At 62.6% G+C, this 25,564-nt stretch carries 24 protein-coding genes; 17 read left to right on the top strand and 7 right to left on the bottom strand.

Annotated elements, in window-relative coordinates; translation table 11 throughout:
* Window positions 1-26 precede the first annotated feature (26 nt).
* The 8 genes from AC1RCO_RS14585 (at window position 27) to AC1RCO_RS14550 (ending at window position 9,211) form a co-directional block, all read left to right on the top strand.
* Complete coding sequence (locus AC1RCO_RS14585) at window positions 27-809, top strand: gamma-glutamyl-gamma-aminobutyrate hydrolase family protein (RefSeq protein ID WP_011064102.1); 783 nt, start codon at window positions 27-29, stop codon at window positions 807-809.
* Window positions 810-847: 38 nt separating this feature from the next.
* Window positions 848-2,206, top strand: coding sequence for a glutamine synthetase family protein (locus AC1RCO_RS14580; protein ID WP_011064101.1), 1,359 nt, complete (start codon window positions 848-850; stop codon window positions 2,204-2,206).
* A 56-nt stretch (window positions 2,207-2,262) separates the two neighbouring features.
* Entirely contained in the window at window positions 2,263-3,627 is a 1,365-nt protein-coding gene (locus AC1RCO_RS14575) for an aspartate aminotransferase family protein (protein ID WP_011064100.1), read from the top strand.
* Window positions 3,628-3,811: 184 nt separating this feature from the next.
* Window positions 3,812-4,909, top strand: coding sequence for a polyamine ABC transporter substrate-binding protein (locus AC1RCO_RS14570; RefSeq protein WP_026020018.1), 1,098 nt, complete (start codon window positions 3,812-3,814; stop codon window positions 4,907-4,909).
* Between the two features lie 189 nt (window positions 4,910-5,098).
* Window positions 5,099-6,193, top strand: a complete 1,095-nt coding sequence (locus tag AC1RCO_RS14565) for a polyamine ABC transporter substrate-binding protein (RefSeq protein ID WP_342402057.1) — start codon at window positions 5,099-5,101, stop codon at window positions 6,191-6,193.
* Window positions 6,194-6,264: 71 nt separating this feature from the next.
* Window positions 6,265-7,407 (top strand): ABC transporter ATP-binding protein, encoded by a 1,143-nt coding sequence (locus tag AC1RCO_RS14560; protein WP_041120308.1) that lies wholly within the window; start codon window positions 6,265-6,267, stop codon window positions 7,405-7,407.
* Window positions 7,408-7,442: 35 nt separating this feature from the next.
* Window positions 7,443-8,324 (top strand): ABC transporter permease subunit, encoded by an 882-nt coding sequence (locus AC1RCO_RS14555; protein ID WP_169892555.1) that lies wholly within the window; start codon window positions 7,443-7,445, stop codon window positions 8,322-8,324.
* A complete protein-coding gene (locus AC1RCO_RS14550; protein WP_011064095.1) occupies window positions 8,321-9,211 on the top strand; it encodes an ABC transporter permease subunit in 891 nt (296 codons plus the stop codon). Before AC1RCO_RS14555 ends, AC1RCO_RS14550 begins: the two co-directional genes overlap by 4 nt.
* A 148-nt stretch (window positions 9,212-9,359) precedes the next feature.
* On the opposite strand, the gene AC1RCO_RS14545 is transcribed toward AC1RCO_RS14550, so the two are convergent.
* Window positions 9,360-10,001 carry an HD domain-containing protein gene (locus tag AC1RCO_RS14545; RefSeq protein ID WP_011064094.1) on the bottom strand — a complete coding sequence of 214 codons (642 nt, stop codon included), beginning with the start codon at window positions 9,999-10,001 and terminating at the stop codon, window positions 9,360-9,362.
* A gap of 205 nt (window positions 10,002-10,206) precedes the next feature.
* Here AC1RCO_RS14545 and AC1RCO_RS14540 point away from each other — a divergent pair, with 205 nt between their 5' ends.
* Window positions 10,207-11,175 (top strand): GlxA family transcriptional regulator, encoded by a 969-nt coding sequence (locus tag AC1RCO_RS14540; protein ID WP_019093423.1) that lies wholly within the window; start codon window positions 10,207-10,209, stop codon window positions 11,173-11,175.
* 90 nt (window positions 11,176-11,265) lie between these two features.
* On the opposite strand, the gene AC1RCO_RS14535 is transcribed toward AC1RCO_RS14540, so the two are convergent.
* A complete protein-coding gene (locus AC1RCO_RS14535) occupies window positions 11,266-13,686 on the bottom strand; it encodes a penicillin acylase family protein (protein WP_210457904.1) in 2,421 nt (806 codons plus the stop codon).
* Window positions 13,687-13,781: 95 nt separating this feature from the next.
* Window positions 13,782-14,369: a DUF6436 domain-containing protein gene (locus AC1RCO_RS14530; protein ID WP_019093425.1), complete on the bottom strand. Its 588-nt coding sequence runs from the start codon at window positions 14,367-14,369 to the stop codon at window positions 13,782-13,784.
* Between the two features lie 110 nt (window positions 14,370-14,479).
* Here AC1RCO_RS14530 and bipL point away from each other — a divergent pair, with 110 nt between their 5' ends.
* Window positions 14,480-15,418, top strand: coding sequence for a phospholipase BipL (bipL, locus tag AC1RCO_RS14525; RefSeq protein ID WP_072443523.1), 939 nt, complete (start codon window positions 14,480-14,482; stop codon window positions 15,416-15,418).
* Window positions 15,419-15,552: 134 nt separating this feature from the next.
* Here the strand turns inward: bipL and AC1RCO_RS14520 are convergent, their stop codons facing one another.
* Window positions 15,553-16,305 carry a DUF2059 domain-containing protein gene (locus AC1RCO_RS14520; RefSeq protein ID WP_011064089.1) on the bottom strand — a complete coding sequence of 251 codons (753 nt, stop codon included), beginning with the start codon at window positions 16,303-16,305 and terminating at the stop codon, window positions 15,553-15,555.
* Window positions 16,306-16,466: 161 nt separating this feature from the next.
* Here AC1RCO_RS14520 and AC1RCO_RS14515 point away from each other — a divergent pair, with 161 nt between their 5' ends.
* The gene (locus tag AC1RCO_RS14515; protein WP_011064088.1) at window positions 16,467-17,099 is read left to right on the top strand and encodes a 2OG-Fe(II) oxygenase; all 633 of its coding nucleotides are present in this window, start codon (window positions 16,467-16,469) and stop codon (window positions 17,097-17,099) included.
* 2 nt (window positions 17,100-17,101) lie between these two features.
* Entirely contained in the window at window positions 17,102-17,590 is a 489-nt protein-coding gene (locus tag AC1RCO_RS14510; RefSeq protein ID WP_011064087.1) for a 2-thiouracil desulfurase family protein, read from the top strand.
* 149 nt (window positions 17,591-17,739) lie between these two features.
* Here AC1RCO_RS14510 and AC1RCO_RS14505 read toward each other — a convergent pair whose 3' ends face one another.
* Window positions 17,740-18,525, bottom strand: coding sequence for a transporter substrate-binding domain-containing protein (locus tag AC1RCO_RS14505; protein ID WP_011064086.1), 786 nt, complete (start codon window positions 18,523-18,525; stop codon window positions 17,740-17,742).
* Window positions 18,526-18,657: 132 nt separating this feature from the next.
* Here AC1RCO_RS14505 and AC1RCO_RS14500 point away from each other — a divergent pair, with 132 nt between their 5' ends.
* Window positions 18,658-19,095: a DUF4399 domain-containing protein gene (locus AC1RCO_RS14500; RefSeq protein ID WP_011064085.1), complete on the top strand. Its 438-nt coding sequence runs from the start codon at window positions 18,658-18,660 to the stop codon at window positions 19,093-19,095.
* A gap of 60 nt (window positions 19,096-19,155) precedes the next feature.
* Here the strand turns inward: AC1RCO_RS14500 and serA are convergent, their stop codons facing one another.
* A complete protein-coding gene (serA, locus tag AC1RCO_RS14495; RefSeq protein WP_011064084.1) occupies window positions 19,156-20,385 on the bottom strand; it encodes a phosphoglycerate dehydrogenase in 1,230 nt (409 codons plus the stop codon).
* A 204-nt stretch (window positions 20,386-20,589) separates the two neighbouring features.
* Between serA and AC1RCO_RS14490 the strand changes: the two genes are divergently transcribed.
* The 4 genes from AC1RCO_RS14490 (at window position 20,590) to AC1RCO_RS14475 (ending at window position 24,791) form a co-directional block, all read left to right on the top strand.
* Window positions 20,590-21,984: an FAD-binding oxidoreductase gene (locus AC1RCO_RS14490; protein ID WP_220223418.1), complete on the top strand. Its 1,395-nt coding sequence runs from the start codon at window positions 20,590-20,592 to the stop codon at window positions 21,982-21,984.
* A gap of 43 nt (window positions 21,985-22,027) precedes the next feature.
* Window positions 22,028-22,693, top strand: coding sequence for a fumarylacetoacetate hydrolase family protein (locus AC1RCO_RS14485; protein ID WP_011064082.1), 666 nt, complete (start codon window positions 22,028-22,030; stop codon window positions 22,691-22,693).
* Between the two features lie 164 nt (window positions 22,694-22,857).
* Window positions 22,858-23,784 (top strand): SdiA-regulated domain-containing protein, encoded by a 927-nt coding sequence (locus tag AC1RCO_RS14480; RefSeq protein WP_492617822.1) that lies wholly within the window; start codon window positions 22,858-22,860, stop codon window positions 23,782-23,784.
* Window positions 23,785-23,885: 101 nt separating this feature from the next.
* Window positions 23,886-24,791, top strand: a complete 906-nt coding sequence (locus AC1RCO_RS14475; protein ID WP_492617821.1) for an SdiA-regulated domain-containing protein — start codon at window positions 23,886-23,888, stop codon at window positions 24,789-24,791.
* Between the two features lie 73 nt (window positions 24,792-24,864).
* On the opposite strand, the gene rpiA is transcribed toward AC1RCO_RS14475, so the two are convergent.
* A complete protein-coding gene (gene rpiA, locus AC1RCO_RS14470) occupies window positions 24,865-25,536 on the bottom strand; it encodes a ribose-5-phosphate isomerase RpiA (RefSeq protein ID WP_016963479.1) in 672 nt (223 codons plus the stop codon).
* Window positions 25,537-25,564 lie beyond the last annotated feature (28 nt).

Raw genomic sequence — 25,564 nt, 5'->3', positions numbered from 1 at the left:
TAACAGCAATAATACCGGGGTGTTTCATGTCTCGCCTGCCGTTAATCGGCGTCACCGCCTGCTCCAGGCAGATCGGTCTGCATGCTTATCACATCAGTGGCGACGAGTATGTCCACGCAGTAGCCAGCGCAGCCCAGGGCGTGCCGGTGATTATCCCGTCCATGGCGGAACTGCTTTCCCCGTCCGATATTCTGGACGGTCTGGACGGCATTCTCTTTACCGGCTCTCCCTCCAATATCGAACCTTTCCATTACCAGGGTCCTGCCAGCGCGCCGGGCACTGCTCATGATTCTGCACGGGATGCTGCCACCCTGCCGCTGCTGAGCGCCGCCGTCGCGAGTGGCGTTCCGGTGCTGGGCATCTGCCGCGGCTTCCAGGAAATGAACGTGGCCCTGGGCGGCAGCCTGCATCAGAACGTGCAGCAGGTGCAGCCTTTCATGGACCACCGGCACGCCGAACAGCCCGGCCAGCCCCTGGACGCCTGGTACGCGCCCGCCCATGACCTGCATATCAAGGCAGGTGGTGTTCTGGCGGGGCTGGGCCTGCCGGAGCGGATTCAAGTCAACTCGATCCATGCCCAGGGCGTCGAGCGTCTGGCCCCGGGGCTGCGGGTCGAGGCGCTGGCTCCCGACGGGTTGGTAGAGGCGGTTTCGGTAGAAGCCAGCAAGGCTTTCGCACTAGGGGTGCAATGGCACCCCGAATGGCAGGTAAGCTGCAACCCTCACTACCTGGCCATCTTCCAGGCTTTTGGTGATGCCTGCCGCAAGCGGGCAAGACAACGCGACGCCGAAGCGTCACACAAGGCCTGACTTAATAGAGAGTCAGGAAACTCAGCCTAGAGGCATTTATGAGTAACAACCTCGACCAGCTCACCGATTGGTTGAAAGACCACAAGATCACAGAAGTCGAATGCATGATCGGCGATTTGACCGGGATCACCCGGGGCAAGATCTCGCCGACCAACAAGTTCATTGCCGAAAAAGGCATGCGCCTGCCCGAGAGCGTGCTGCTGCAGACCGTGACCGGCGACTATGTCGAAGACGACATCTATTACGAACTGCTGGACCCGGCCGACATCGACATGGTCTGCCGCCCGGACCAGAACGCGGTGTACCTTGTGCCCTGGGCCATCGAGCCTACTGCCCAGGTGATCCATGACACCTACGACAAGCAGGGCAACCCCATCGAGCTGTCGCCGCGCAACGTCCTGAAGAAGGTCCTGAAACTCTACGCCGACCACGGCTGGCAGCCCATCGTGGCGCCGGAGATGGAGTTCTACCTGACCAAGCGCAGCGACGATCCGGACTACCCGTTGCAGCCGCCGATCGGCCGCTCCGGCCGCCCGGAGACCGGGCGCCAGTCGTTCTCCATTGAGGCTGCGAACGAATTCGACCCGCTGTTCGAAGACGTCTATGACTGGTGCGAACTGCAGGAGCTGGACCTGGACACGCTGATCCACGAGGACGGCACGGCGCAGATGGAGATCAACTTCCGTCACGGCGACGCCCTGTCCCTGGCCGACCAGATCCTGGTGTTCAAGCGCACCATGCGCGAAGCCGCGCTCAAGCACGACGTGGCCGCCACCTTCATGGCCAAGCCCATGACCGGCGAGCCCGGCAGCGCCATGCACCTGCACCAGAGCATCATCGACATCAACACCGGCAAGAACGTCTTCTCCAATGAAGACGGGACCATGAGCCAGCTGTTCCTCAACCACATCGGTGGTTTGCAGAAGTTCATTCCCGAGCTGCTGCCGCTGTTCGCCCCCAACGTCAACTCGTTCCGTCGTTTCCTGCCCGATACCTCGGCGCCGGTGAACGTCGAGTGGGGCGAAGAGAACCGCACCGTGGGCCTGCGGGTGCCGGATGCCGGGCCACAGAACCGTCGCGTGGAAAACCGCCTGCCGGGCGCCGACGCCAACCCGTACCTGGCCATCGCCGCCAGCCTGCTGTGTGGCTACATCGGCATGGTCGAAGGCCACAACCCGAGCGCGCCCGTGGTGGGCCGTGGCTACGAGCGCCGCAACCTGCGCCTGCCACTGACCATCGAAGACGCGCTGGAGCGCATGGAAAACAGCAAGACCATCGAGAAGTACCTGGGCCAGAAGTTCATCACCGGCTATGTCGCGGTGAAGCGGGCCGAGCACGAAAACTTCAAGCGCGTGATCAGTTCGTGGGAGCGGGAGTTCCTGTTGTTCGCCGTCTGATCCGCCGGGCGCCACTGCCCGCCAGTGGCGCCTTCACTGACACTAAGGAGAGATTGATGACTCATAAAAACCCGCAAACCCGCGAGTGGCAAACCCTCAGCAGTGATCACCACCTGGCACCGTTCAGTGACTTCAAGCAACTGAAGGAAAAGGGCCCGCGGATCATCACCCATGCCAAGGGTGTGTACCTCTGGGACAGTGAAGGCAATCAGATTCTCGACGGCATGGCCGGCCTGTGGTGCGTAGCCATCGGCTATGGCCGTGACGAACTGGCGGAAGCCGCCAGCAAGCAAATGCGCGAACTGCCCTATTACAACCTGTTCTTCCAGACTGCCCACCCACCGGTGCTGGAGCTGTCCAAGGCGATCGCCGATATCGCGCCAGAAGGCATGAACCACGTGTTCTTCACCGGTTCCGGCTCCGAAGGCAACGACACCATGCTGCGCATGGTCCGCCACTACTGGGCGATCAAGGGCCAGCCGAACAAGAAAACCATCATCAGCCGGGTCAATGGCTACCACGGTTCCACTGTGGCCGGTGCCAGCCTCGGCGGCATGACCTACATGCACGAGCAGGGCGACTTGCCGATCCCGGGTATCGTCCACATCCCGCAGCCTTACTGGTTCGCCGAAGGCGGCGACATGAGCCCCGAAGAGTTCGGTATCTGGGCCGCCAACCAGCTCGAAGAGAAGATCCTCGAACTGGGCGTGGACAATGTCGGGGCCTTTATCGCCGAACCGATCCAGGGCGCCGGTGGCGTGATCGTGCCGCCGGACAGCTACTGGCCGCGGATCAAGGAAATCCTTGCCAAGTACGACATCCTGTTCGTTGCCGATGAAGTGATCTGTGGCTTCGGGCGCACCGGTGAGTGGTTCGGTAGCGATTTCTACGACCTCAAGCCGGACATGATGACCATCGCCAAGGGCCTGACCTCCGGCTACATCCCCATGGGTGGGCTGATCGTGCGCGACGAAGTGGTGGCGGTGCTCAACGAGGGCGGCGACTTCAACCACGGTTTCACCTATTCCGGGCACCCGGTGGCCGCTGCCGTGGCCCTGGAAAACATCCGCATCATGCGCGAAGAGAAAATTATCCAGCGCGCCCATGAAAAAGCGGCACCGTATTTGCAGAAACGTCTGCGCGAGTTGAGCGACCACCCGCTGGTGGGCGAGGTTCGCGGGGTAGGGCTGCTGGGGGCCATCGAACTGGTCAAGGACAAGGCCACCCGGGCGCGTTACGAAGGCCGAGGCGTGGGCATGATCTGCCGGCAGTTCTGCTTCGACAACGGTCTGATCATGCGCGCGGTGGGTGACACCATGATCATTGCGCCGCCCCTGGTGATCAGCGAGGCGGAGATCGACGAGCTGGTGGCCAAGGCGCGCAAGTGTCTGGACCTGACCTTGAGTGTGCTCGAGGGCTGAGTGCTAGGCTTTGAGCGCGGTGCTTGCGGGCACTGCGTTCAAAGCAGATGTAAAAGCCTGGTCTTTTCTTGAAAGCCGGCCTTGGATCTTGCCAGACTACCCGCCGTTTTGGTTGCCCGGATATTGGCCGCTGAGCGAGTGGTTAAAAAGAATAATTGGAGCATTACGCATGAAGGCATTAGGTATGAAGTTAGCTGGCAAGACCCTCCTCGCCATGTCCCTGATGGGCGTGATGGCGGCGGCGGCACAAGCGGACGATAAAGTGCTGCACGTTTACAACTGGTCCGATTACATCGCGCCGGACACTATCAAGAAGTTTGAAGCCGAGTCGGGCATCAAGGTTGTCTACGACGTGTTCGACAGCAATGAAACCTTGGAAGCCAAGTTGCTCGCCGGCAAGTCCGGTTATGACGTTGTGGTGCCTTCCAACAACTTCCTGGCCAAGCAGATCAAGGCCGGTGTCTACCAGGAACTGGACCGCTCCAAGTTGCCGAACTGGAAGAACCTCAACGAATCGCTGCTCAAGGCGGTTTCGGTGAGCGACCCGGGCAACAAGCATGCCTTCCCTTACATGTGGGGCTCGATCGGTATCGGCTTCAACGCCGAGAAGGTCAAGGCCGCGCTGGGTGCCGATGCACCGACCAACTCCTGGGACCTGCTGTTCAAGCCTGAGAACGCTGAGAAGCTGAAGGCCTGCGGCGTCAGCTTCCTCGATTCGCCAACCGAGATGATTCCGGTGGCGCTGCACTACCTGGGCTACCCGACCGACAGCCAGGACAAGAAGCAACTGGCTGAAGCCGAAGCGCTGTTCCTCAAGATCCGTCCTTCGATCGCCTACTTCCACTCCTCCAAGTACATCTCCGACCTGGCCAACGGCAACATCTGCGTCGCCGTGGGTTACTCGGGCGACATCTACCAGGCCAAGGCCCGTGCCGCCGAAGCCGGTGACAAGGTCAAGGTCAGCTACAACATCCCCAAAGAGGGTGCTGGCAGCTTCTATGACATGGTGGCCATCCCCAAAGACGCGGAAAACGTCGAAGGCGCCTACAAGTTCATGACCTTCCTGCAAAAGCCTGAAGTCATGGCCGAAATCACCAACGCCGTGCGTTTCCCCAACGGTAACGCGGCTGCAACCCCATTGGTCGATAAAGACATCACCAGCGACCCGGGCGTCTACCCGCCAGCTGAGGTGCAGGCCAAGCTCTACGCGATCGCCGACCTGCCGGCCGCGACCCAGCGCATCCTGACCCGCAGCTGGACCAAGATCAAATCCGGCAAATAAGCCGATTTGCAGCACTCCCTGTTGCCGTCGTCGTGGCGAGGGCGGCAACAGGAAACAATTAAATGACAGAAAGTTTTGCTGGATTGGTTTATCGAGGGTAAGTTGCGCGCCGGTTTTGTTGCTGGGCAGCTTGGAGGCTGTCAGGTAGCGCGGGGCAACTTGGGCCCAACTATTTAAGAGGACCTCCACTTGCCTATTTCTTTATTTCGCAAAGCCATGCTGGCCGCCGCCGGCCTGACGCTGATGGCTGGCGTCCAGGCTGCACCGACCGTGCATATTTATAACTGGTCCGATTACATCGGTCAGAACACCCTGGCCGAGTTTGAAAAGGCCACCGGTATCAAGCCGGTGTATGACGTATTCGATTCCAATGAAACCCTGGAAGGCAAGTTGCTGGCCGGCCGTACCGGTTATGACGTGGTCGTGCCGTCCAACCACTTCCTGGGCAAGCAGATCAAGGCCGGGGCTTTCCAGAAGCTCGACAAGAGCCTGCTGACCCACTATTCGAACCTTGACCCGGTACTGCTCAAGCGTCTGGAAATGAACGATCCGGGCAACCAGTACGCGGTGCCGTACCTGTGGGGGACCAACGGCATCGGCTACAACGTCGACAAGGTCAAGGCCGCCCTGGGCGTGGACAAGATCGATTCCTGGAGCGTGCTGTTCGAGCCGGAGAACATCAAGAAGCTCAACAGCTGCGGCGTGGCCTTCCTCGACTCCGCCGACGAGATGATGCCCACGGTCCTCAACTACCTGGGCCTGAACGCCAACAGCACCAACCCCCAGGACTACAAGAAGGCCGAGGCCACGTTACTGGCAGTGCGTCCTTACGTGACCTACTTCCATTCGTCCAAGTACATCTCGGACCTGGCCAACGGCAATATCTGCGTGGCCATCGGGTTTTCCGGCGATGTGTTCCAGGCCAAGGCCCGGGCCGCCGATGCCGGCAAGGGTGTGAACATCGCCTATGCGATTCCGAAGGAGGGCGGTGCCCTGTGGTTCGACATGCTGGCGATCCCCAAGGATTCGACCAACGTCAAGCAGGCCCACGCCTTCATCAACTATTTGCTGCAACCTGAAGTGATCGCTCAGGTCAGTGACTATGTCGGTTATGCCAACCCCAACCCCGGGTCGGACAAGCTGATGGAGCAGTCCATCCGCACCGACGAAGCGGTCTACCCACCGCAGCAAGTGCTCGACAAGACCTACGTGTCCACCGAGTTGCCACCCAATATCCAACGCTTGATGACCCGCAGCTGGACCAAGGTCAAGACGGGTAAATAGTTCCACAGGCTCAAACTATCCAAGGTCCGCCCGCATGGGGCGGGCTGCAAATTTTGTTGGGAGTTTCGCAAATGGCAGTTGCCTCCGGCGCCTATAAGAAAGCCCTCGAGGGCGACCAGACACCTAAGCAGGTGCTGGTCAAAATCGACCGGGTCACGAAGAAGTTCGACGAGACGGTTGCCGTGGACGATGTGTCCCTGGAAATCAAGAAGGGCGAGATCTTCGCCTTGCTCGGCGGTTCGGGTTCAGGCAAGTCCACCTTGCTGCGGATGCTGGCCGGCTTCGAACGGCCAACGGAGGGGCGAATCTTCCTCGATGGTGTAGACATCACTGACATGCCGCCCTACGAGCGGCCGATCAACATGATGTTCCAGTCCTACGCCTTGTTCCCCCACATGACCGTGGCCCAGAACATAGCCTTCGGCCTCAAGCAGGACAAGATTCCTGCCGCCGAGATCGACGCCCGGGTGGCAGAGATGCTCAAGCTGGTGCAGATGAGCCAGTACGCCAAGCGCAAGCCGCACCAGCTCTCCGGCGGCCAGCGCCAGCGCGTGGCCCTGGCCCGTTCCCTGGCCAAGCGTCCCAAGCTGCTCTTGCTGGACGAGCCCATGGGCGCCCTGGACAAGAAGCTGCGCTCACAGATGCAACTGGAGCTGGTGGAGATCATCGAGCGCGTGGGCGTGACCTGCGTAATGGTGACCCACGACCAGGAAGAGGCCATGACCATGGCCGAACGCATCGCCATCATGCACCTGGGCTGGATCGCCCAGATCGGCAGCCCGATCGACATCTACGAGACCCCGGTCAGCCGCTTGGTCTGCGAATTCATCGGCAACGTCAACATCTTCGAGGGTGAAGTGGTGGACGATGCCGAGGGCCACGCGCTGATCACCTGCAAGGACCTGGACCGCAGCATCTATGTCGGCCACGGCATCAGCACTTCGGTGCAGGACAAATCGGTGACCTACGCGATCCGCCCGGAGAAGCTCCTGGTGACTGCCGAGATGCCGACCTGCGAGTACAACTGGTCCAGCGGCAAGGTCCACGACATTGCCTACCTGGGCGGCCACTCGGTGTTCTACGTCGAGCTGCCGAGCGGCAAACTGGTGCAATCCTTCGTCGCCAACGCCGAGCGCCGTGGTGCGCGGCCGACCTGGGGTGACCAGGTCTACGTCTGGTGGGAAGACGACAGCGGCGTGGTACTGCGCTCATGAACATGCGAAAGCTCAAGCGCCGACTCAATCGAATAATTCCCGGTGGCCGTCAGCTGGTCATCGGGGTTCCGTTCATCTGGCTGTTCCTGTTCTTCATGCTGCCGTTCTTCATCGTCCTGAAGATCAGCTTCGCCGAAGCGGACGTGGCCATTCCGCCGTACACCGAGATCTACAGCTACGTCGACCAGAAGCTGCAGTTGCTGCTGAACCTGGGCAACTACGCGATGCTCGGCGACGACGAACTCTATATCGCCGCATACCTCGGCTCGCTGAAGATGGCGTTCTTCAGCACCATCCTCTGCCTGCTGATCGGCTACCCGATGGCCTACGCCATCGCCAGTGCCCGTAAGGAATTGCAGACGGTGCTGGTGCTGCTGATCATGATGCCGACCTGGACCGCGATCCTGATCCGCGTCTATGCCTGGATGGGCATCCTCAGCAACAACGGCCTGCTCAATGGCTTCCTGATGTCCATGGGCTGGATCAACGAGCCGCTGCAGATCCTCAACACCAACATCGCGGTGTATATCGGTGTGGTCTATTCCTACCTGCCGTTCATGATCCTGCCGCTGTACGCGAACCTGGTGAAACACGACACCAGCCTGCTGGAGGCCGCGGCCGACCTGGGTTCGAGTACCTTCAACAGCTTCTGGAAAATCACCGTGCCGCTGTCCAAGAACGGCATCATCGCCGGCTGCATGCTGGTGTTCATCCCGGTGGTGGGTGAGTTCGTGATTCCGGAACTGCTGGGCGGTCCGGAAACCCTGATGATCGGCAAGGTGCTGTGGCAAGAGTTCTTCAACAACCGTGACTGGCCGGTGGCATCCGCCCTGGCGGTGGTGATGCTGGCGATCCTGATTGTGCCGATCATCCTGTTCAACCGCAGTCAGGCCAAGGAAATGGAGGGCAAGGAATGAAGCGCTTCAGTTTCTCCAGCCTGATGCTGGTGCTCGGCCTGTTGTTCATCTACCTGCCGATGCTGATCCTGGTGATCTACTCGTTCAACGCCTCCAAGCTGGTGACGGTGTGGGGCGGCTGGTCAATCAAGTGGTACATCGGCCTGCTGGATAACCAGCAACTGATGGGCTCGGTGATGCGCTCCCTGGAAATCGCCTGCTACACCGCTGTAGCAGCGGTGGCACTGGGCACCCTGGCGGCGTTCGTGCTGACCCGGATCACCCGCTTCAAGGGCCGTACCCTGTTCGGTGGCCTGGTCACCGCGCCGTTGGTGATGCCGGAAGTGATCACCGGTCTTTCCTTACTGCTGCTGTTCGTGGCCATGGCCCAGGCGGTCGGCTGGCCTCAGGAGCGCGGCATCGTCACCATCTGGATCGCCCACACCACGTTCTGCGCCGCCTATGTGGCAGTGGTGGTGTCGGCCCGCCTGCGTGAGCTGGACCTGTCCATCGAAGAGGCGGCCATGGACCTGGGCGCGCGGCCGTGGAAGGTGTTCTTCCTGATCACCATCCCGATGATCGCGCCTTCGCTGGCGGCGGGCGGCATGATGTCCTTCGCCCTGTCCCTGGATGACCTGGTACTGGCCAGCTTCGTCTCCGGCCCGGGTTCCACCACCTTGCCGATGGAAGTGTTCTCGGCGGTGCGCCTGGGGGTGAAGCCTGAGATCAACGCCGTGGCCAGCCTGATCCTGCTGGCGGTGTCTCTGGTGACCTTCCTGGTCTGGTTCTTCAGCCGGCGCGCCGAAGAAGCCCGCAAGCGGGCGATCCAGCAGGCCATCGAGGAAAGCGCTGCCGACTCCTGGAAACAGCCGGACGTGCGTCGGGCCCAGGCGCCGGAAACCGCCTGAGTTGCGGTTGTGTCATCAAAAAACCTCGCCCCGGTTTCCGGGAGCGAGGTTTTTTATTGGCCCTTGCCGGGGCAAGCGTCCTTCAGAAGGGGATTGGGCTTGCGGGTCTCTTCGCTGGCCAGCCAGCTCCTGCAGCGCTGGTGATGGGTCAGGATTGCCAGGGTGAACGGCGAATCACCTCGACGAAATTCAACGCCTTGAACCCTGGCTGCTGGTCGGCCAGGACGTCGGTCTTGACGTTGCCGAAGGTGGTTTGCGGGCGATGGCGCAGGCCGTCGGCGAAGGCGCAGATGATGCATTCCTTGAAGCCTTCACCGCGCGGGTGGGCGTGGACCACGGCTTCACGCTGGGCCGCGGGGAACGCGGCGTAGTCGATGCCCAGCACATCCATCTCGACCCCGGCGGTGACCAGGGCCACGGTAGGGCGCAGGTGCTGGGGGATGCCTGGGGTGGTGTGCAAGGCGATGGACAGCCAGACCTGCTCGATATCGTCGGCGCTGAGGCCGTAGGGCTGGAGAAAGTCGCGTGCGGCGTTGGCGCCGTCGACTTCGAAGCGCTGGTCGGCGCTGCGCAGGCCCTCCACCAACCCCAGGTCGTGGAACATGGCGCCGACGTAGAGCAACTGCGGGTCGTAAGCCAGCTGCCGGCGTTCGCCGCTCAGGGCGCCGAACAGGAACACCCGGCGCGAGTGGTGATAAAGCAGGTCGGATTCGACATCGCGGATGTACTCGGTGGTGGCCCGGGCCAGGGCGCTGTCGGGTATCCGGATCCCGGCGATGGTGGAGCTCATGGGGCGTTCCTCGTGGCGGGCGCCGTTCTGGCGCTGGAGCCTTCAGTCTGTTACCGGCCCTTTCGGCCCACAATCGCACCGGGGCTGCGATCCCGGCCAACCTGCGTGCATTTCCTGCCAGTGCTATGTTCCCTCGAGCTTTGCTTGCGACAATTGCCCGCCGCTCGGGGTTGCCGGGCGCGGGTCATAGAGGGCTGTTTGCACCATGGGTAGAAGCGTTGCCGTGCTGGTTTTTCCGGGTGTCCAGGCCCTCGATGTCACCGGGCCCATGGATGTGTTTTGCGAAGCCAACCGGTTTCTGCCGGCCGAGGATCATTACCGCTTGCGGGTGATTGGCGTCGAGGCTGGGGCGCAGGCCTGTTCCAATGGCCTGCTGTTGCAGGCCCATTGTTCCTTCACCCAGGCCCTGGAGCCCTTTGACTTGTTGCTGGTGGCAGGCGGCCCGCAGGTGCCTGGCAGCCAGTTCAGCCCGGCCTTCTACGCCTGGCTGCGCGAGGCCTGCGCCCGGGCCAAGGGCTTCGGCTCGATCTGCAACGGCGCGTTCATCCTGGCCCGGGCCGGGTTGCTGGAAGGGCGCACGGTGACCACCCACTGGAGCGATGCACCGGCGCTGGCTGCGCTGTGCCCGGGCACCCGGGTCGAGGCTGATCGACTGTACGTCCAGGACGGCAGGCTGTTCACTTCGGCGGGGGTCACCGCCGGCATCGACCTGTCGCTGTACCTGTTGGCCCAGGATCATGGTGCGGGGGTGGCCCTGAGCGTGGCCAAGCGTCTGGTGGTGTTCACCCAGCGCACGGGGGGGCAGTCGCAGTTCAGCCCGTTTCTGCTGCCCCAGGCCGAGACCACCTCCACCGTGGCTCGGGTCCAGCAGCATGTGCAGGACCGGTTGCAGGCGGACCTGAGCATTGCCGAGCTGGCCCGGGCGGTGAACATGAGCCCGCGCAATTTTGCCCGAGTGTTCGTTCGAGAAGCGGGGGTGACTCCGGCGGAATTTGTCGAAGGCGCGCGGATGGATGCGGCGCGGGGGATGCTCGAACGCAGCGCGGCGCCGCTCAAGACCGTGGCCTACGCCTGCGGTTTTCGCGATGCCCAGCACATGCGCAGCGTGTTCAACCGGCGCCTGGGGCTGACCCCGCAACAGTTCCGCCTGAACTTCAGCACCGTACCCTTGTAGGAGCCGGCTTGCCGGCGAAGGCGTCCTTCAGCGGAGTGCAGGGCTTGCTGGCCTCTTCGCTGGCCAGCTCGCTTCTACACCCGCCGCTGGTCAAGGCGCGGGGACCCGAGGGCGTGCCGGCAGCAGCTTCAGAGTGCTGCGGGTGTTGGCGGTGACTTCCTCGTCGCTGAAGTGCGCCTGCTGGTAGACCCCTTCGATATAGGCTTCGGCCTGATCGTCGTAGTGCTTGTCGAACAGCACGCCACTCTGGCCCACCGGGTTGATGGTCAGGCTGTGGGCCGGGTCGGCGAAGTCGATGATGCGCCGGGTCGAGGGCCCGTAGACTACTGACCAGGGCGCCGGGCCGATCTTGGCGGTGAGGTTGTTCGGCACCTCGTGGCTACCGGGGGCGTCCAGGGGGCCGACGTTGAACAGTCGGTCCAGGGGCTTCTGCATGCCCAGCGGGTGGCCGTGGGTCAGCGTGTGGGCCTGGCCCCAGCGCCATTGCGCCGGGTTGGCGCCCAGGGTCAGGCGCAGGTGGTCGATACTGGCGCGCCAGGCCAGCTTGACCGTGTCGGCGCGGCTTTCGCGCTGGGGCGTGGTGCGGTTGTCCCACCAGGGCGAGTCGGGGTCCGCCGCCAGTCGGGGCAGGGCGGCGTCCACCACCCGGGCCTGGATCAGGGCGTCGAAATAGGCGTCGCCGAGTTTTTCATGGAAAGTGGCATCGGCCAGGTTGAACAGGAACTGGTTGAACAGCGTCGCGCTGGTGGATTCCAGAGGATAGTCGCCCTGCCATTTCGCCAGTTGCTCCACCAACTTCAGTTCCTCGGGGTCGCTGACCACTTCACGCAACACCGGCAACAGCGGCGCCAGCAGGCGCGGCCCGTAGGCGGTGGTGGTGCCCAACTGCAGTTTCTGGGTGTTCTCCAGGTCCCATTTCTGGCTCTTGTCGCTGAGCTGCCGATCCAGTTGCTGACCACGGTCGGCCAGGTTGTAGTAGCCGGGGATCTCCATGCCGGTGGGGGATACCGGCTGGAAGTTGGCCGAGACGATATAGCCCCGGGCCGGGTTCTCTTCCTGGGGGTTGGCGCTGAAGGGGTAGAAGCCTTCCTTGTCCGCCAGGCTGGTGCTGCCATCGAGGATGAAGGCCGGCTTGGCCCCCGCCGGGCGCTTGGGCAGGAGCGCCGCCGCCCACCAGCCGATGTCGCCCTTGGCGTTGGCCCAGACGATGTTCAGGCCCGGTGCATGGACCTTGGCGGCCGCAGCGCGGACCTTGGCCAGGGTGTCTGCGCGGTTGAGCTGGTAGAAGCCGTCGAGGATCGGGTTCGGGGTTTCCAGGAAACCCCACCACATGGCGATCGGCGCCTTGCCCACGGTGGTGCCGAGCATGTCGTTGATGATCGGGCCGTGGGGCGACTGGCGCAGGGTCAGGGTCACCGGGGCCTGGCCCTTGACGGCGATCTGCTGCTCGCTGGTGATCAGGTCCACCCACTTGTCGTGGAACCAGACCTGATTGGGGTTCTCCGGGTTGACCTTTTCGGCGATCAGGTCGAGGTCATCGTTCTGGAACATGGTCAGGCTCCAGCCGAAGTCCAGGTTGTGGCCGAGGAAGGCGAAGGGCACCAGGGCCTGGTGATGACCGTAGAGTTCAAAGCCAGGGGCCGAGAGCTGGGCCTCGTACCACACCGACGGCAGCGAGTAGCGGATATGCGGGTCGCCGGCCAGCAGCGCGCGGCCGCTCTTGGTCCGCGAGCCGGAAACCACCCAGGCATTGCTGCCCTCGAATTGCGGCAGCCCGGCTTCTTCCAGGGCTTGCTGGCTCAGGCGGGCGATTCGGCCCAGGCCCTGCCAGTCGACGGCGGCCAGTGGCGCTGAAGGTTGGGTCTTGCCCTTGGCCAGCACGCCCTTGGGCTGCCAGTCGAGGTCGAACACCTTCAGGTAGTCATTGCCCAGCTCGTCGCGGATGTAGGTCAGCAGCGGCTCGGTGCGAAAGGCCATGGCAAAGCTGTAGGCCATGAAACCGGCGACGCTGACGGTGTCTTCTGCGGTGAAAGGCCGCTTGTGGATACCCAGGACGTCAAACTCGATGGGGCTGGCGTGGCTGTCCTGATACTGGTTGATGCCGTCCAGATAGGCTTCCAGGGCCTTCCAGGCGGGTGACTGATGGTCGAGCCCGGCGATATAGCTGTCGGCCCGTTCGCGAATCCGCAGGCTGCGGAACAGTTTGTCGGTGTCCACCAGCTTGGGCCCCAGCACCTCTGCCAGCTCGCCCCGGGACAGGCGCCGCAGCACTTCCATCTGGAACAGCCGGTCCTGGGCGTGCACGTAGCCCAGGGCGCGGTACAGGTCGGCTTCGTTTTCGGCGCGAATGTGCGGCACCCCGCGTTCGTCGTAACGCACGGTGACCGAGCCTTGCAGGCCATTGAGCTCGACCTGGCCCTGACGCGTCGGCTGCTTGCTGTACAGGTAGCCGGCAAGCCCTGCCAGCAGGGCGAGGATCAGTACGGCGACGACGGTCAGGCTGCGTTTCATGCGGGCTCCTTGCTGTTGTTGTATTCAATGCCGCCTTGGGAGAGCTGCAGAGATTTAGCACAAGTCAGGGGCCCCGCGCAGGAGGCAGTCCTTGATTAGTCGCGAATGCCTTGTTCGGCCGGCCAGGGGCAGTAGCAGCCGATGGCCAGGGTGTGGGTGGCGCTGACCGGGCGATTGTCCTCAAGGGCCTGGAGGATGGGCTCGATGAAGCTGTTGCTGGAATTGCAGGTCAGACCTTCGCTGTAGGGGCCGAAGTAGGCCAGCTTGCCGTTGCGGTCCCAGATCGCCACTGCCGGGCTGGCGGGGATCTGTTCCGCTCCGGGCAGGCTGTCGAGGTGCTTCAGGCGGCTCAGGGTGGCGGGTAGCTGGCCGTGGCTGCCGGGCTTCTGTACGGCATAGAACTCCACGCCCCGCGGGCCATAGGTTTCGATCAGCTCGGCCAGGTGCTGCTGGTTACCGACATTGCAGGGGCAGGCCGGGTCCCAGAAATGCACCAGGCGGATCGCCCCGGGGCCGGCCAGTTCGGCGGGCAGTTGCAACGGGTCGCCGGAGAACATCGCGGTGTGCTCGCTGAACGCCCGCAGATAGCGGCCCTGGAACCATTCGTAGGCGTTCCACAGCACCACGGCGCAGATCAGGACGAGCAGGCTGGCAAGCAGGGGCGTGCGGTAAGACTGGCGCATTAAGATCGGTCCTCGAAGGTCGCGTAGCTTGCCATGCTTGCCGCGACAGATGAATATCGCAGGCCCAGAAAGCCCGTTTTGTCGCCGGTACCCCCGCTTTGGAATTCTCTATGCCCGCCACTTTCGACCCCGACCACCTGCGTGCCAGCCTGCAACCTCTGGTCGCCGGGCAGCCTTTGTCGGTGGAGGGGCAGGCCTACCAGCGCTTCTATGGGCTGGATTTCGCCGGGCGGGCGCTGGTGCCGCGCAGCCGCCTGGGGCGTTTCCAGGTGGACGGCTACGACGTGGTGAGCCAGGTCTGGTGGCCGGAGCAGCCACGGGCCACGCTGTTTCTGTTCCACGGCTTCTACGATCACATGGGCTTGTACCGGCATGTGATCGAGTGGGCGCTGCAACGGCGTTTCGTGGTGATTTCCTGCGACCTGCCCGGGCACGGCCTTTCCAGTGGCGAGCGGGCCAGTATCGATGATTTCGCGGTGTACCAGCGGGTGCTGCAAGGCCTGTTCGCCGAGGCCCGGTCTCTGGAGCTCCCCGAGCCCTGGCACCTGTTCGGGCAAAGCACCGGTGGCGCGATTATCATGGACCACCTGCTCAACCAGGGCGCCGAGAGCCCGGCCCAGGGCCAGGTGATGCTGCTCTCGCCGCTGGTGCGGCCGCGGGCCTGGGGCTGGTCGATGCTCAGTTATTACGCGCTGCGGCCCTTCGTCACCGGCATTGCCCGGCGCTTCAGTGAAAACTCCAACGACCCGGATTTCCTCGCGTTCCTGCAGGTCGACCCGTTGCAGCCGCAACGCTTGCCGACGGCCTGGGTGGGAGCGCTGTCGCGCTGGATCAAGCGCCTGGAGGCGGCGCCCCGCAGCTCCAGGCAGCCGTTGATCGTTCAGGGGGATGCGGACATGACCGTGGACTGGCAGCACAATCTGCAGGTGATTCGTGGCAAGTTTGCCGCGCCCGAGCTGTTGATGCTGCCCGATGCGCGGCACCATCTGGCCAATGAGATCCCGTTGTATCGCGATCAGTACTTCGCCTTTCTGACCCAGCACCTCTAGAGATTGGTGTAGCCGCTGCCGCAGGCTGCGAACGGCCCTAAGGGACGCAAGAGCCCAAGGCTACTGCAGGCTCGTCAGGCGATTGCCAGGCAAGGGTCTGCGGGCTCGGCTGCGGTCACAGGCGAGTTGCCGGGTCAGGGGGCGAGGCTGGAAGTGCTCTGGCCGACCGCCAGGCCTGCGCGAATCGCTGCCAGGGCGGCCTGGTAGTAGGCCTTGCCTTCGCTGGATTCGGCGAAGGTGGCGAACTCTTCCAGCTCCGTGTCGGACAGATCCCGATAGACGTACAGCAAGGTGTTGTTCAGGTCGTTGCCGATCTGCTGCATCAGCCGCTGGCGCTGGCCGTTGAGCATGCCCTGGGCCTGGCCGCCCCCCAGCAGGCCGGGAATCATCTGGCTCAGGCTGTCGGCGGCGACACCGGCAATCGCCAGGCTCACCTCTGCACCCGCTTCCCGGGCCGGCAGGGCCTGGGCCAGGTGGCCGATGATCAACTGGCGGTTGTCGCTGGCCTGCATCTTCGGCAGGCCCTGGGCGTTCTTGGCCAGCTGGTCGCGGCGGGTCGCCAGCAGTTCGGCGGCGACGATCTTGCGGCCCAGGGGCGACTGGAAGAAGGCCAGGGCCGGTGCGGGGTCCGCCAGGTTCTGCCGCAGTTGGGCCTCGGCGCGACGGTCCACGGCCTGGGGTGCGAAGCGCTGGTTGCTGTTGTCCACCAGGGCTTGATAGACCGCCGGCGGCAGGCTGCTCTGGTAGCGCTGCTGGGCGGCGCTGAGAGCATCGTTGAAATGCGCGCGCTGTTGCGCCCAACCGGCGACCTGGTACAACTGGTCGTGGCTGTCTGCCCAGGCAGGCAAGGCGCAGAAGATCAACAGTGAGAAAAGCAAACGGCGCATAAGGACTCCTGTCAGCAGGCGACTATTCTCCGGGGCAAGAGGGTGGTTGTCGAGAATTCGTATCAGCATCCCTCGGCAAACCGATGATGTGTAAGCCCATTGAAAAAAATGCTTCATCCTCCGCTCTGCGGCTCTGTCAGATTTTTCTGAGGCTGGATACTATGCGCGCCATGCAAATACCCTCTGATCATCCGCTGTTGTTGAACATTGTCGACGACCTGGCCGCCTGTGGCTGGTCGCAGCAAAATGTCTTCCTGTCCGAGGCTCTGACCCTCGAACTGGCGGCTGAGTGCCGTAAACGTGCGGCTGAAGGTGAACTGGCGCCGGCGGCGGTAGGACGCGGGCCGGCCCAGGAGATCCGCGAGGGTATTCGCGGCGACCATATCCAGTGGCTCGAGCCCGGTCAGGCCCAGGCCTGCGATAGCTACCTGGAACTGATGGACAGCCTGCGCGAGGCTCTGAACCGAGGCCTGTTCCTCGGGCTTGAAGATTTCGAATGCCATTTCGCGATGTACCCGCCGGGAGCCTTCTACAAGCGCCACGTGGATCGCTTTCGCGATGACGACCGGCGCATGGTCTCGGCGGTGGTCTACCTCAATGAGGAGTGGCTGCCCGAGCAGGGCGGGCAATTGCGCATGTACCTCAATGACCGGGGGCAATACGATGTAGTCCCTGTCGGGGGGCGGCTGGTGGTGTTTCTTTCCGGCGAAGTCCCCCATGAAGTCATGCCTGCGACCCGGGAACGCCTGTCCCTGACCGGCTGGTTCCGGCGCCGTGGTAACGAGCCGTTCTGAATATGCACAAGATCCTGGTCAGCCGCTGCCTGTTGGGCCACCGCGTACGCTACGACGGCGGTGCCAGCGGCCCGTTCGATCAACTGGCCGCCTGGCAGCAAGAGGGACGAGTGGTTGCCTTGTGTCCGGAGGTTGCTGGGGGTTTGCCCACGCCACGGGCGCCGGCGGAGATCCCCGGCGGGCAGGGTGTCGATGTGCTCGAGGGCCGGGCACCGGTGATGACCTGCGAAGGTGAAGATGTCAGCGCCCAGTTCCTGGCTGGCGCCCGCCAGGCCCTGGAGCTGGTGGAGAAGCACCGGATCCGCGTTGCCGTGCTCAAGGCCCACAGCCCATCCTGCGGCAACCTGCTGACCTATGACGGCAGCTTCAGCGGGGTCAAGGTTTCGGGGGAGGGCGTCACCGCCGCGTTGCTCAAGCAGCACGGGGTGCAAGTCTTCAGCGAGCTGCAACTGCCCGAGGCCGCCAGCGCCCTGGCCGCATTGTCCTCGTAGCTGCTGCCGAGCTTTAGCGAGGCTGCGAAAAGGCCCTAAGGGCCTTGCTTGACGATTTCCCGCCGACCTCTAGCAGCCATGAAGCCCCTGCGTCCCTTCGGGCCGTTCGCAGGCTGCGGCTACAGGTCAATCCAGGCAGCTTGTGTCGTTTACTGCCCGGCTTCGGCCTTCGGCGGTTTGCTCGCGTCCATGCCGAACCATTTCTCCGACAGGGCCATCAGGCGCCCGTCGGCCTTGATCCGCTGCAAGGCGCTGTCCAGGCTCGCGCGAAACGCCGGGTTACCTTTCTGGAAGGGGATCGCCAGGCTCAGGGTCGGTCCGACCTTGGCGCCTTCCTTCACCGGCAGGCGGCTGTCGCGAATGGCGTAGGGAATCAGCAGGCGATCGCTGATGGCAGCGTCGATCTGCTTGTCCGCCACGTCCTTGATCGGCTGCTGGGCATCGGCGTAGCTGCGCAGGTTGATCCCTTCCACAGTCCGCGCCTGATCGACGAACTGGCTGCCCTGGGCCACCCCCAGCGCCTGGCCGCGCAGGGCCTGCAGGGAAAACAGCGGACGCTGCTCTTCCTTGCGCACAATCAACTGCGCACTGGAATAGCTGTAGGGTTCGCTGAAATCGAAACGATCCTTGAGTTCCGGGGTCATTGCTATGTGGTTGATCGCCACGTCGAACTTGCCGCTTTCCACTCCCGGGAGCAGTTCGGCGGCCTCGGTCACCACGAAGTCCGCGCGTACGTCCAGTTCACTGGCCAGCAGTTGCCCCAACTCCACCTCGAAACCGGTGAGTTTGCCGTCGTCCTTGAAATTGAAGGGCGGTGTATCGGCTTCCAGGGCGATGCGCAGCTCGCCGCGGTCATTGATATCGTCCATCAGTTCGGCTTGAGCGCAAGTGCTCGCAAGGGGCAGCAAAAGTAACAGGCCAGGCAGGAAACGCATGGTCACTCCTTGAATTTATATGAGCGATGCGCCGTTCAGGCTCGCTTTGCTAAGGTGTTGAGTGCCTTCGACAACGAATTGCCACGAAGTTGTCATAACCGTAAAAGATTTGCGGAAAAACTGGAGAAGATAATGAAAATTTTTATGTCGCGTGCTGCTTTGGCCGGTCTGTTGCTGGGAACCTCGATGCTGGCCGGTGCAGCGGAAATTCCGCGTACCGAGGCACCTGCCGGCGCCAAGGTGACTATCGTTTCCCCGGCCGACGGGGCCACCGTGGACAAGACCTTCAAGGTCAAGTTCGGCGTTGAAGGCATCGCCCTGGCTCCGGCGGGCGATCAGACCGCCAACACTGGCCACCATCACCTGCTGATCGATGTCGATCAGTTGCCTGCCGAGAACCTGCCGATCCCGATGGACGCCAACCACCTGCACTTCGGCAAGGCCCAGACCGAAACCGAAGTGACCCTGACACCCGGCAAGCACACCCTGCAACTGGAACTGGGGGACAAGAACCACGTGCCTTTCAACCCGGTGATCGTTTCCAAGAAAATCACAGTAACAGTGAAATAATCGTAAACACGATAAAAAAGGGAGCCCAGAGGGCTCCCTTTTTTGTGCCGCAATCGAGGCTTAGAACAGCACGCGGCAACGGATGGTGCCGTTGATGTGCTGCAGCTTCTCTTGCGCCAGGTCCGAGTACTCGGCGTCGACGTCGATCACCACGTAGCCGACCTTCTCGTTGGTCTGCAGGAACTGACCGGAGATGTTGATGCCGTTTTCGGCGAAGACCTTGTTGATCTCGCTCATCACGCCCGGAATGTTCTCGTGGATGTGCAGCAGACGGTGCTTGCCCGGGTGGGCCGGCAGCGCCACTTCAGGGAAGTTGACCGAGGACACCGAGGTACCGTTGTCGCTGTACTTGACCAGTTTTTCTGCCACTTCCAGGCCGATGTTGGCCTGGGCTTCAGCGGTGGAACCGCCGATGTGCGGGGTCAGGATCACGTTGTCCAGGCCGCGCAGCGGGCTTTCGAACTCTTCGTCGTTGGAGCGCGGCTCCACCGGGAATACGTCGATGGCCGCGCCGATCAGGTGCTTGTCCTTGATCGCGTCCGCCAGGGCGTCCAGCTCGACCACGGTGCCGCGGGCGGCGTTGATCAGGATGCCGCCCTTCTTGATGGCGCGGATTTCCTTCTCGCCGATCATCCACTGGGTGGCCGCGGTTTCCGGCACGTGCAGGGTGACGATGTCGGACATGCCCAGCAGTTCGTGCAGGTTGCCCACCTGGGTGGCGTTGCCCAGTGGCAGCTTGGTCACGGTGTCGTAGAAAAACACCTGCATGCCTAAGCCTTCGGCCAGGACCGACAACTGCGTACCAATGGAGCCGTAGCCGACGATACCCAGCTTCTTGCCACGGATTTCGAAGGAGTTGGCCGCGCTCTTGATCCAGCCGCCACGGTGGCAGGAAGCGTTTTTCTCGGGGATGCCGCGCAGCAGCAGAATGGCCTCGGCCAGCACCAGCTCGGCAACCGAACGGGTATTGGAGTAAGGCGCGTTGAACACCGCGATGCCGCGCTCGCGAGCGGCGGACAGGTCAACCTGGTTGGTACCGATGCAGAAGCAGCCCACTGCGACCAGTTTCTTCGCGTGGTCGAAGATCTCTTCGGTCAGTTGAGTGCGGGAGCGAATGCCGATGAAGTGTGCATCGGCGATCTTTTCCTTGAGCTGGGCTTCCGGCAGAGAACCGGTGAGGTACTCGATGCTGGTGTAGCCGGCGGCCTTGAGGACGTCGACAGCGGATTGGTGGACGCCTTCGAGGAGAAGGAACTTGATCTTGCTCTTATCGAGAGAAGTCTTGCTCATCTGCGTAAACCTGTGTCCCGGAGAAAAATGGCAGGGAAGTGGACAGCTTGAGCTGACCTGGGCGGCACTGGGCCGACACCGCAGAAAGGCCCTTGGGCACTCTCCTGCGGGGGCGGTATGCTAGCATACGCGCCCCGCTAAACACTCATTCCTGCGACGTGAAGCGTTCTCAGGATGACCATGAATTGTTCGAGAGTTCTGTCGATGACCAATCCTGCCCTGATTGATGAGCTGAAGACCCTGGTTGAGCCTGGCAAGGTGCTGACCGACGCTGACTCCCTGAATGCTTACGGCAAGGATTGGACCAAGCATTTCGCCCCGGCCCCGACAGCCATCGTGTTTCCGAAAACCATCGAGCAGGTCCAGGCCATTGTGCGCTGGGCCAATCAGCACAAGGTTGCGCTGGTGCCTTCGGGCGGTCGCACCGGGCTTTCGGCGGCAGCGGTGGCAGCCAACGGCGAGGTGGTGGTGTCCTTCGACTATATGAACCAGATCCTCGACCTGAACCTGACCGACCGCACCGCGGTGTGCCAGCCGGGCGTGGTCACCGAGCAGTTGCAGAACCTGGCGCAAGAAAACGGCCTGTACTACCCGGTGGATTTCGCTTCTGCAGGTTCCAGCCAGATTGGCGGCAATATCGGTACCAATGCCGGCGGAATCAAGGTCATTCGCTACGGCATGACCCGCAATTGGGTGGCTGGCATGAAGGTGGTCACCGGCAAGGGCGACCTGCTGGAGTTGAACAAGGACCTGATCAAGAACGCCACCGGCTATGACCTGCGCCAACTGTTCATCGGCGCCGAGGGCACCCTGGGCTTCGTGGTCGAGGCCACCATGCGCCTGGACCGGGCACCGAAGAACCTCACGGCGATGGTCCTGGGCACCCCTGATTTCGACTCGATCATGCCCGTGTTGCACGCCTTCCAGGGCAAGCTGGATCTGACGGCCTTCGAGTTCTTCTCCGACAAGGCCCTGGCCAAGGTCCTGGCCCGTGGCGATGTACCGGCGCCGTTCGAGTCCGACTGCCCGTTCTATGCGCTGCTGGAATTCGAAGCCACCACCGAGGAAGTGGCCAACCACGCCCTGGAAACCTTCGAGCACTGTGTCGAGCAGGGCTGGGTGCTGGACGGCGTGATGAGCCAGAGCGAAACCCAGTTGCACAACCTGTGGAAGCTGCGCGAATACATCTCCGAGACCATTTCCCACTGGACGCCGTACAAGAACGACATTTCGGTCACGGTCTCGAAAGTCCCGGCTTTCCTTCAGGAAATCGACGCCATCGTCGGCGAGCATTACCCGGACTTCGAAATCGTCTGGTTCGGCCACATCGGCGACGGCAACCTGCACCTGAACATCCTCAAGCCGGACAACCTGAGCAAGGACGAGTTCTTTGCCAAGTGCGCGACGGTCAACAAGTGGGTGTTCGAAACGGTCGAGAAGTACAACGGCTCGATTTCCGCGGAACACGGCGTGGGCATGACCAAGCGTGATTACCTGACCTACAGCCGCTCGCCGGTGGAGATCGAGTACATGAAGGCGGTCAAGGCCGCGTTCGACCCGAACGGCATCATGAACCCGGGCAAGATCTTCGCGATCTGAGGCCGGGTAGTGTCCAGATAACGCACACAAGCAGGAGTCGGTAATGAGCTATCAGCACCAGTATGTCGACGGTACCCGGATCCATTTTCCGGTGGGCAAGGTGGTGTGCATCGGTCGCAACTACGCCGAGCACGCCAAGGAGCTGGACAACCCGGTACCTACCGAACCCCTGCTGTTTATCAAGCCGGGCAGTTGTGTGGTGCCCCTGGAAGGTGGGTTCGCCATTCCCACCGAGCGTGGTTCGGTGCACTACGAAGCGGAAATCGCGGTGTTGATCGGCAAGCCGCTCTCCACCAAACCTAGCCGCGAAGAAGTGCTGGATGCCATTTCCGGCTTTGCCCCGGCACTGGACCTGACCCTGCGGGACAAGCAGGCCGAGCTCAAAGCCAAGGGCCTGCCCTGGGAAATCGCCAAGTCGTTCGACGGCGCGGCGGTGATCGCGCCCTTTGTGGTGGGCAGTACCTTCGCCGACCTGACCGACATCGGCATCCGCCTGACCATCAACGGTGAAGTACGCCAGGACGGCAACAGCGCCATCATGCTCAACCCCATAGTGCCGATGATCCAGTACATGGCCGGTTGTTTCTCCCTGCAGGCCGGCGATGTGATCCTCACCGGCACGCCGGTCGGGGTTGGGCCGCTGAATGTCGGCGATGAGCTGGTGCTGGAGCTTCCCGGTGCCAGCCGTTTCACCAGCAGCGTCCGTTGATCCGAATCTTTCTGCGCTGGGCCCGGTAATCCAGGGCCCGGCGCAGAGAGATCACCGGCTTTAACCGTTTTTTCACATTTTTCCCGGATAATTCCGAAGCTTATGGTTCGCGGATCTGAAATCCTTGTGCTATTACCTTTGGCCGCGCTTCTGGAATCTGTGTGATGGACGCCCACCCTCTACCTAAACCTCGCCTCATCCGCCGCTTGCGATTGCGCATGCGCTGGTATTCCTGGCTGCTGTTGGCGGGCGTGATCTGCTATGGCGTAGCCAGCCTCATGCATTGGGATGACCGTGGGGCGCTCTGGGTCCAGGAAGGTTTTGTCAGTACCGCCGAACGCAGCTCCAGTATCTGGCTGCCCAACTACCGGGCGGTGATCGATGCCAAGGTCCTGCCAGGCATGGAGCGGGACGAGGCCTCCGATCTTTCCTATAACCCCCAGACCAAGACCCTGTTTTCGGTTATGGGCAAGCACCCATTCCTGGTGGAGCTGTCGCTGCAAGGCGACGTCCTGCGCAAGATGCCTCTGGTGGGCTGGAGCAACCCGGAAGGGGTTGCGGTCCTGGAGAATGGCCTGCTGGCGGTTGTCGATGAGCGCGAGCATTCGCTGGTGATCGTCAAGGTCGATGCCAATACCCAGTCGCTGAATGTCGCGGACTTCCCCAAATACGACCTGGGCCCTTCGGCAGACCAGAACAAGGCGTTCGAAGCCATTGCCTGGAACCCGCGCAAGCAACAGTTGCTGCTGGGGGAGGAGCGCCCGCCGGCGTTGTTTACCTGGAGCAGCGACGGTAGCCAGGTACTCAAGGGCAACAAGCAGAAGCTGGCCAGCGACGAGCTCGACTTGCGCAACCTTTCGGCCCTGGGTATCGACCCGCGCACCGGCCATACCCTGGTGCTGTCGGCTGATTCCCATCTGCTGCTGGAACTCGACGAGCAGGGTGAGCAGGTCAGCTTCATGGCCCTGCTCGGCGGCTTCAATGGCCTGGAAAAAACCATTCCTCGGGCCGAAGGGGTGGCCATGGATGAGGCCGGCAACCTGTACATGGTCAGCGAGCCCAACCTGTTCTATCGCTTCGAGAAACAGTGAGTCCCGGCCTGGCACCCGAGCCGGGCCATTCAGGGCATTAAGCTTGAATTCAGGCGGCTGTGATATTTCATCAGCCTGTCCTGATTTCGAGCCTGCCCGCCATGTATCGCCTCACCCGCCTGCAACCCCTTTACCTGATCCTCTGCCTGATGGCCGTGCTGTTGGCGGTGTTTGTCCATAACCACAGGTTGTGGCAGCGCGCCTGGTTCGACTGGCAATCCTACTGGCAGGTGGCGGCCCCCCAATCCCTGGGGCTGGGCGATTACCGTGTCGTGCTGGAGGCACAGCCCATCGAGGGCCTGGATGAGGTCTCGGCGCTGACCTACGATCCACTGCGCAACAGCCTGTTCACCGTGACCAACAAGAATTCCGAACTGATCGAGCTGTCCCTGGATGGGCAGATCCTGCGCCGCATCGCTCTGGTGGGCTTTGGCGATCCGGAAGCGGTGGAGTTCATCAGTGCCAATACCTATGTGATCAGCGACGAGCGCCAGCACCGGCTGATCAAGATCCAGCTGGACGATGAAACCACGGCGGTGGATGCGGCAGAAGCCGAGCAGATCACCCTGGGCGTGCACCTTGCCGGCAACAAAGGCTTCGAGGGGCTGGCCTACGACTCCCAGGGCAAGCGCCTGTTCGTCGCCAAGGAACGCGACCCGATGCTGATCTATGAAGTGCAGGGCTTCCCCCACCAAGATCCGCAGCAGTCCTACGGGATGCATGTGGTGAACAACCCCAAGCGCGATGCCGGCCTGTTCGTGCGCGACCTCTCCAGCCTGCAATACGACGAGCGCAGTGGCCACCTGCTGGCACTGTCGGACGAGTCGCGGCTGGTGGTGGAGCTGGATGTCGAGGGGCGCCCGCTGAGTACCCTGGCCCTGGGCAAGTGGCGCCAGGGCCTGAGCAAGGCGGTGCCTCAGGCGGAAGGGATGGCCATGGATGACGCCGGCACCCTGTACCTGGTGAGCGAACCGAACCTGTTCTACGTCTTCAAGAAACCGATGTAGGAGCCGGCTTGCCAGCGAAGAGGCCTTCAAAACCGCCTTCGCCCGCCCGCCGGCTCCTATCCGCGGGGCAGGCTCAGGCCTTGAGGGTTTTCACCCCTTCGGCGGTACCCAGCAGCAACACATCAGCGGGGCGTGCAGCGAACAGGCCATTGGTGACCACGCCGACAATGGCATTGATCTGGCTTTCCAGTTCCACCGGATTGGTGATCTGCATGTTGTGCACATCGAGGATGATGTTGCCGTTGTCGGTGATCACGCCTTCGCGGTACACCGGGTCGCCGCCCAGTTTCACCAGTTCACGGGCCACGTGGCTGCGGGCCATGGGGATCACTTCCACGGGCAGCGGGAAGTTGCCCAGCACCGGCACCAGCTTGCTGGCGTCGGCGATGCAGATGAACGTCTTGGCCACGGCGGCGACGATCTTTTCCCGAGTCAGGGCGGCGCCGCCGCCCTTGATCAGGTTCAGGTGCTCGTCGCTTTCGTCGGCGCCGTCGATGTAGAACTCCAGGTCGCTCACGGTGTTGAGCTCGTAGACCGGAATCCCGTGGCCCTTGAGGCGGGCGGCGGTGGCTTCGGAGCTGGCCACGGCGCCGTCGAAGGCGCCCTTGTGCAGGGCCAGGGCGTCGATGAAGCAGTTGGCGGTGGAGCCGGTGCCGACCCCGACGATGCTCTTGTCATCGAGTTTCGGGAGGATAAGGTCGACGGCGGCCTGGGCGACGGCCTGTTTGAGTTGATCCTGGGTCATGCGGGCTCCGAAGCGGGCAAGGGGGGGC

The sequence above is a fragment of the Pseudomonas sp. GW823-FHT03E05 genome (assembly GCF_058796855.1).
Note: the sequence above shows the minus strand (reverse complement) of the source record. Positions and strands in the feature narration are given on the sequence as shown.

Excerpts from the sequence above, each read along its gene's own strand:
- AC1RCO_RS14585 (WP_011064102.1), top strand. The coding sequence starts at position 27 with ATGTCTCGCCTGCCGTTAATCGGCGTCACCGCCTGCTCCAGGCAGATC.
- AC1RCO_RS14580 (WP_011064101.1), top strand. The coding sequence starts at position 848 with ATGAGTAACAACCTCGACCAGCTCACCGATTGGTTGAAAGACCACAAG.
- AC1RCO_RS14575 (WP_011064100.1), top strand. The coding sequence starts at position 2,263 with ATGACTCATAAAAACCCGCAAACCCGCGAGTGGCAAACCCTCAGCAGT.
- AC1RCO_RS14570 (WP_026020018.1), top strand. The coding sequence starts at position 3,812 with ATGAAGTTAGCTGGCAAGACCCTCCTCGCCATGTCCCTGATGGGCGTG.
- AC1RCO_RS14560 (WP_041120308.1), top strand. The coding sequence starts at position 6,265 with ATGGCAGTTGCCTCCGGCGCCTATAAGAAAGCCCTCGAGGGCGACCAG.
- AC1RCO_RS14550 (WP_011064095.1), top strand. The coding sequence starts at position 8,321 with ATGAAGCGCTTCAGTTTCTCCAGCCTGATGCTGGTGCTCGGCCTGTTG.
- AC1RCO_RS14545 (WP_011064094.1), bottom strand. The coding sequence starts at position 10,001 with ATGAGCTCCACCATCGCCGGGATCCGGATACCCGACAGCGCCCTGGCC.
- AC1RCO_RS14540 (WP_019093423.1), top strand. The coding sequence starts at position 10,207 with ATGGGTAGAAGCGTTGCCGTGCTGGTTTTTCCGGGTGTCCAGGCCCTC.
- AC1RCO_RS14535 (WP_210457904.1), bottom strand. The coding sequence starts at position 13,686 with ATGAAACGCAGCCTGACCGTCGTCGCCGTACTGATCCTCGCCCTGCTG.
- AC1RCO_RS14530 (WP_019093425.1), bottom strand. The coding sequence starts at position 14,369 with ATGCGCCAGTCTTACCGCACGCCCCTGCTTGCCAGCCTGCTCGTCCTG.
- bipL (WP_072443523.1), top strand. The coding sequence starts at position 14,480 with ATGCCCGCCACTTTCGACCCCGACCACCTGCGTGCCAGCCTGCAACCT.
- AC1RCO_RS14520 (WP_011064089.1), bottom strand. The coding sequence starts at position 16,305 with ATGCGCCGTTTGCTTTTCTCACTGTTGATCTTCTGCGCCTTGCCTGCC.
- AC1RCO_RS14515 (WP_011064088.1), top strand. The coding sequence starts at position 16,467 with ATGCGCGCCATGCAAATACCCTCTGATCATCCGCTGTTGTTGAACATT.
- AC1RCO_RS14510 (WP_011064087.1), top strand. The coding sequence starts at position 17,102 with ATGCACAAGATCCTGGTCAGCCGCTGCCTGTTGGGCCACCGCGTACGC.
- AC1RCO_RS14505 (WP_011064086.1), bottom strand. The coding sequence starts at position 18,525 with ATGCGTTTCCTGCCTGGCCTGTTACTTTTGCTGCCCCTTGCGAGCACT.
- AC1RCO_RS14500 (WP_011064085.1), top strand. The coding sequence starts at position 18,658 with ATGAAAATTTTTATGTCGCGTGCTGCTTTGGCCGGTCTGTTGCTGGGA.
- serA (WP_011064084.1), bottom strand. The coding sequence starts at position 20,385 with ATGAGCAAGACTTCTCTCGATAAGAGCAAGATCAAGTTCCTTCTCCTC.
- AC1RCO_RS14490 (WP_220223418.1), top strand. The coding sequence starts at position 20,590 with ATGACCAATCCTGCCCTGATTGATGAGCTGAAGACCCTGGTTGAGCCT.
- AC1RCO_RS14485 (WP_011064082.1), top strand. The coding sequence starts at position 22,028 with ATGAGCTATCAGCACCAGTATGTCGACGGTACCCGGATCCATTTTCCG.
- AC1RCO_RS14480 (WP_492617822.1), top strand. The coding sequence starts at position 22,858 with ATGGACGCCCACCCTCTACCTAAACCTCGCCTCATCCGCCGCTTGCGA.
- AC1RCO_RS14475 (WP_492617821.1), top strand. The coding sequence starts at position 23,886 with ATGTATCGCCTCACCCGCCTGCAACCCCTTTACCTGATCCTCTGCCTG.
- rpiA (WP_016963479.1), bottom strand. The coding sequence starts at position 25,536 with ATGACCCAGGATCAACTCAAACAGGCCGTCGCCCAGGCCGCCGTCGAC.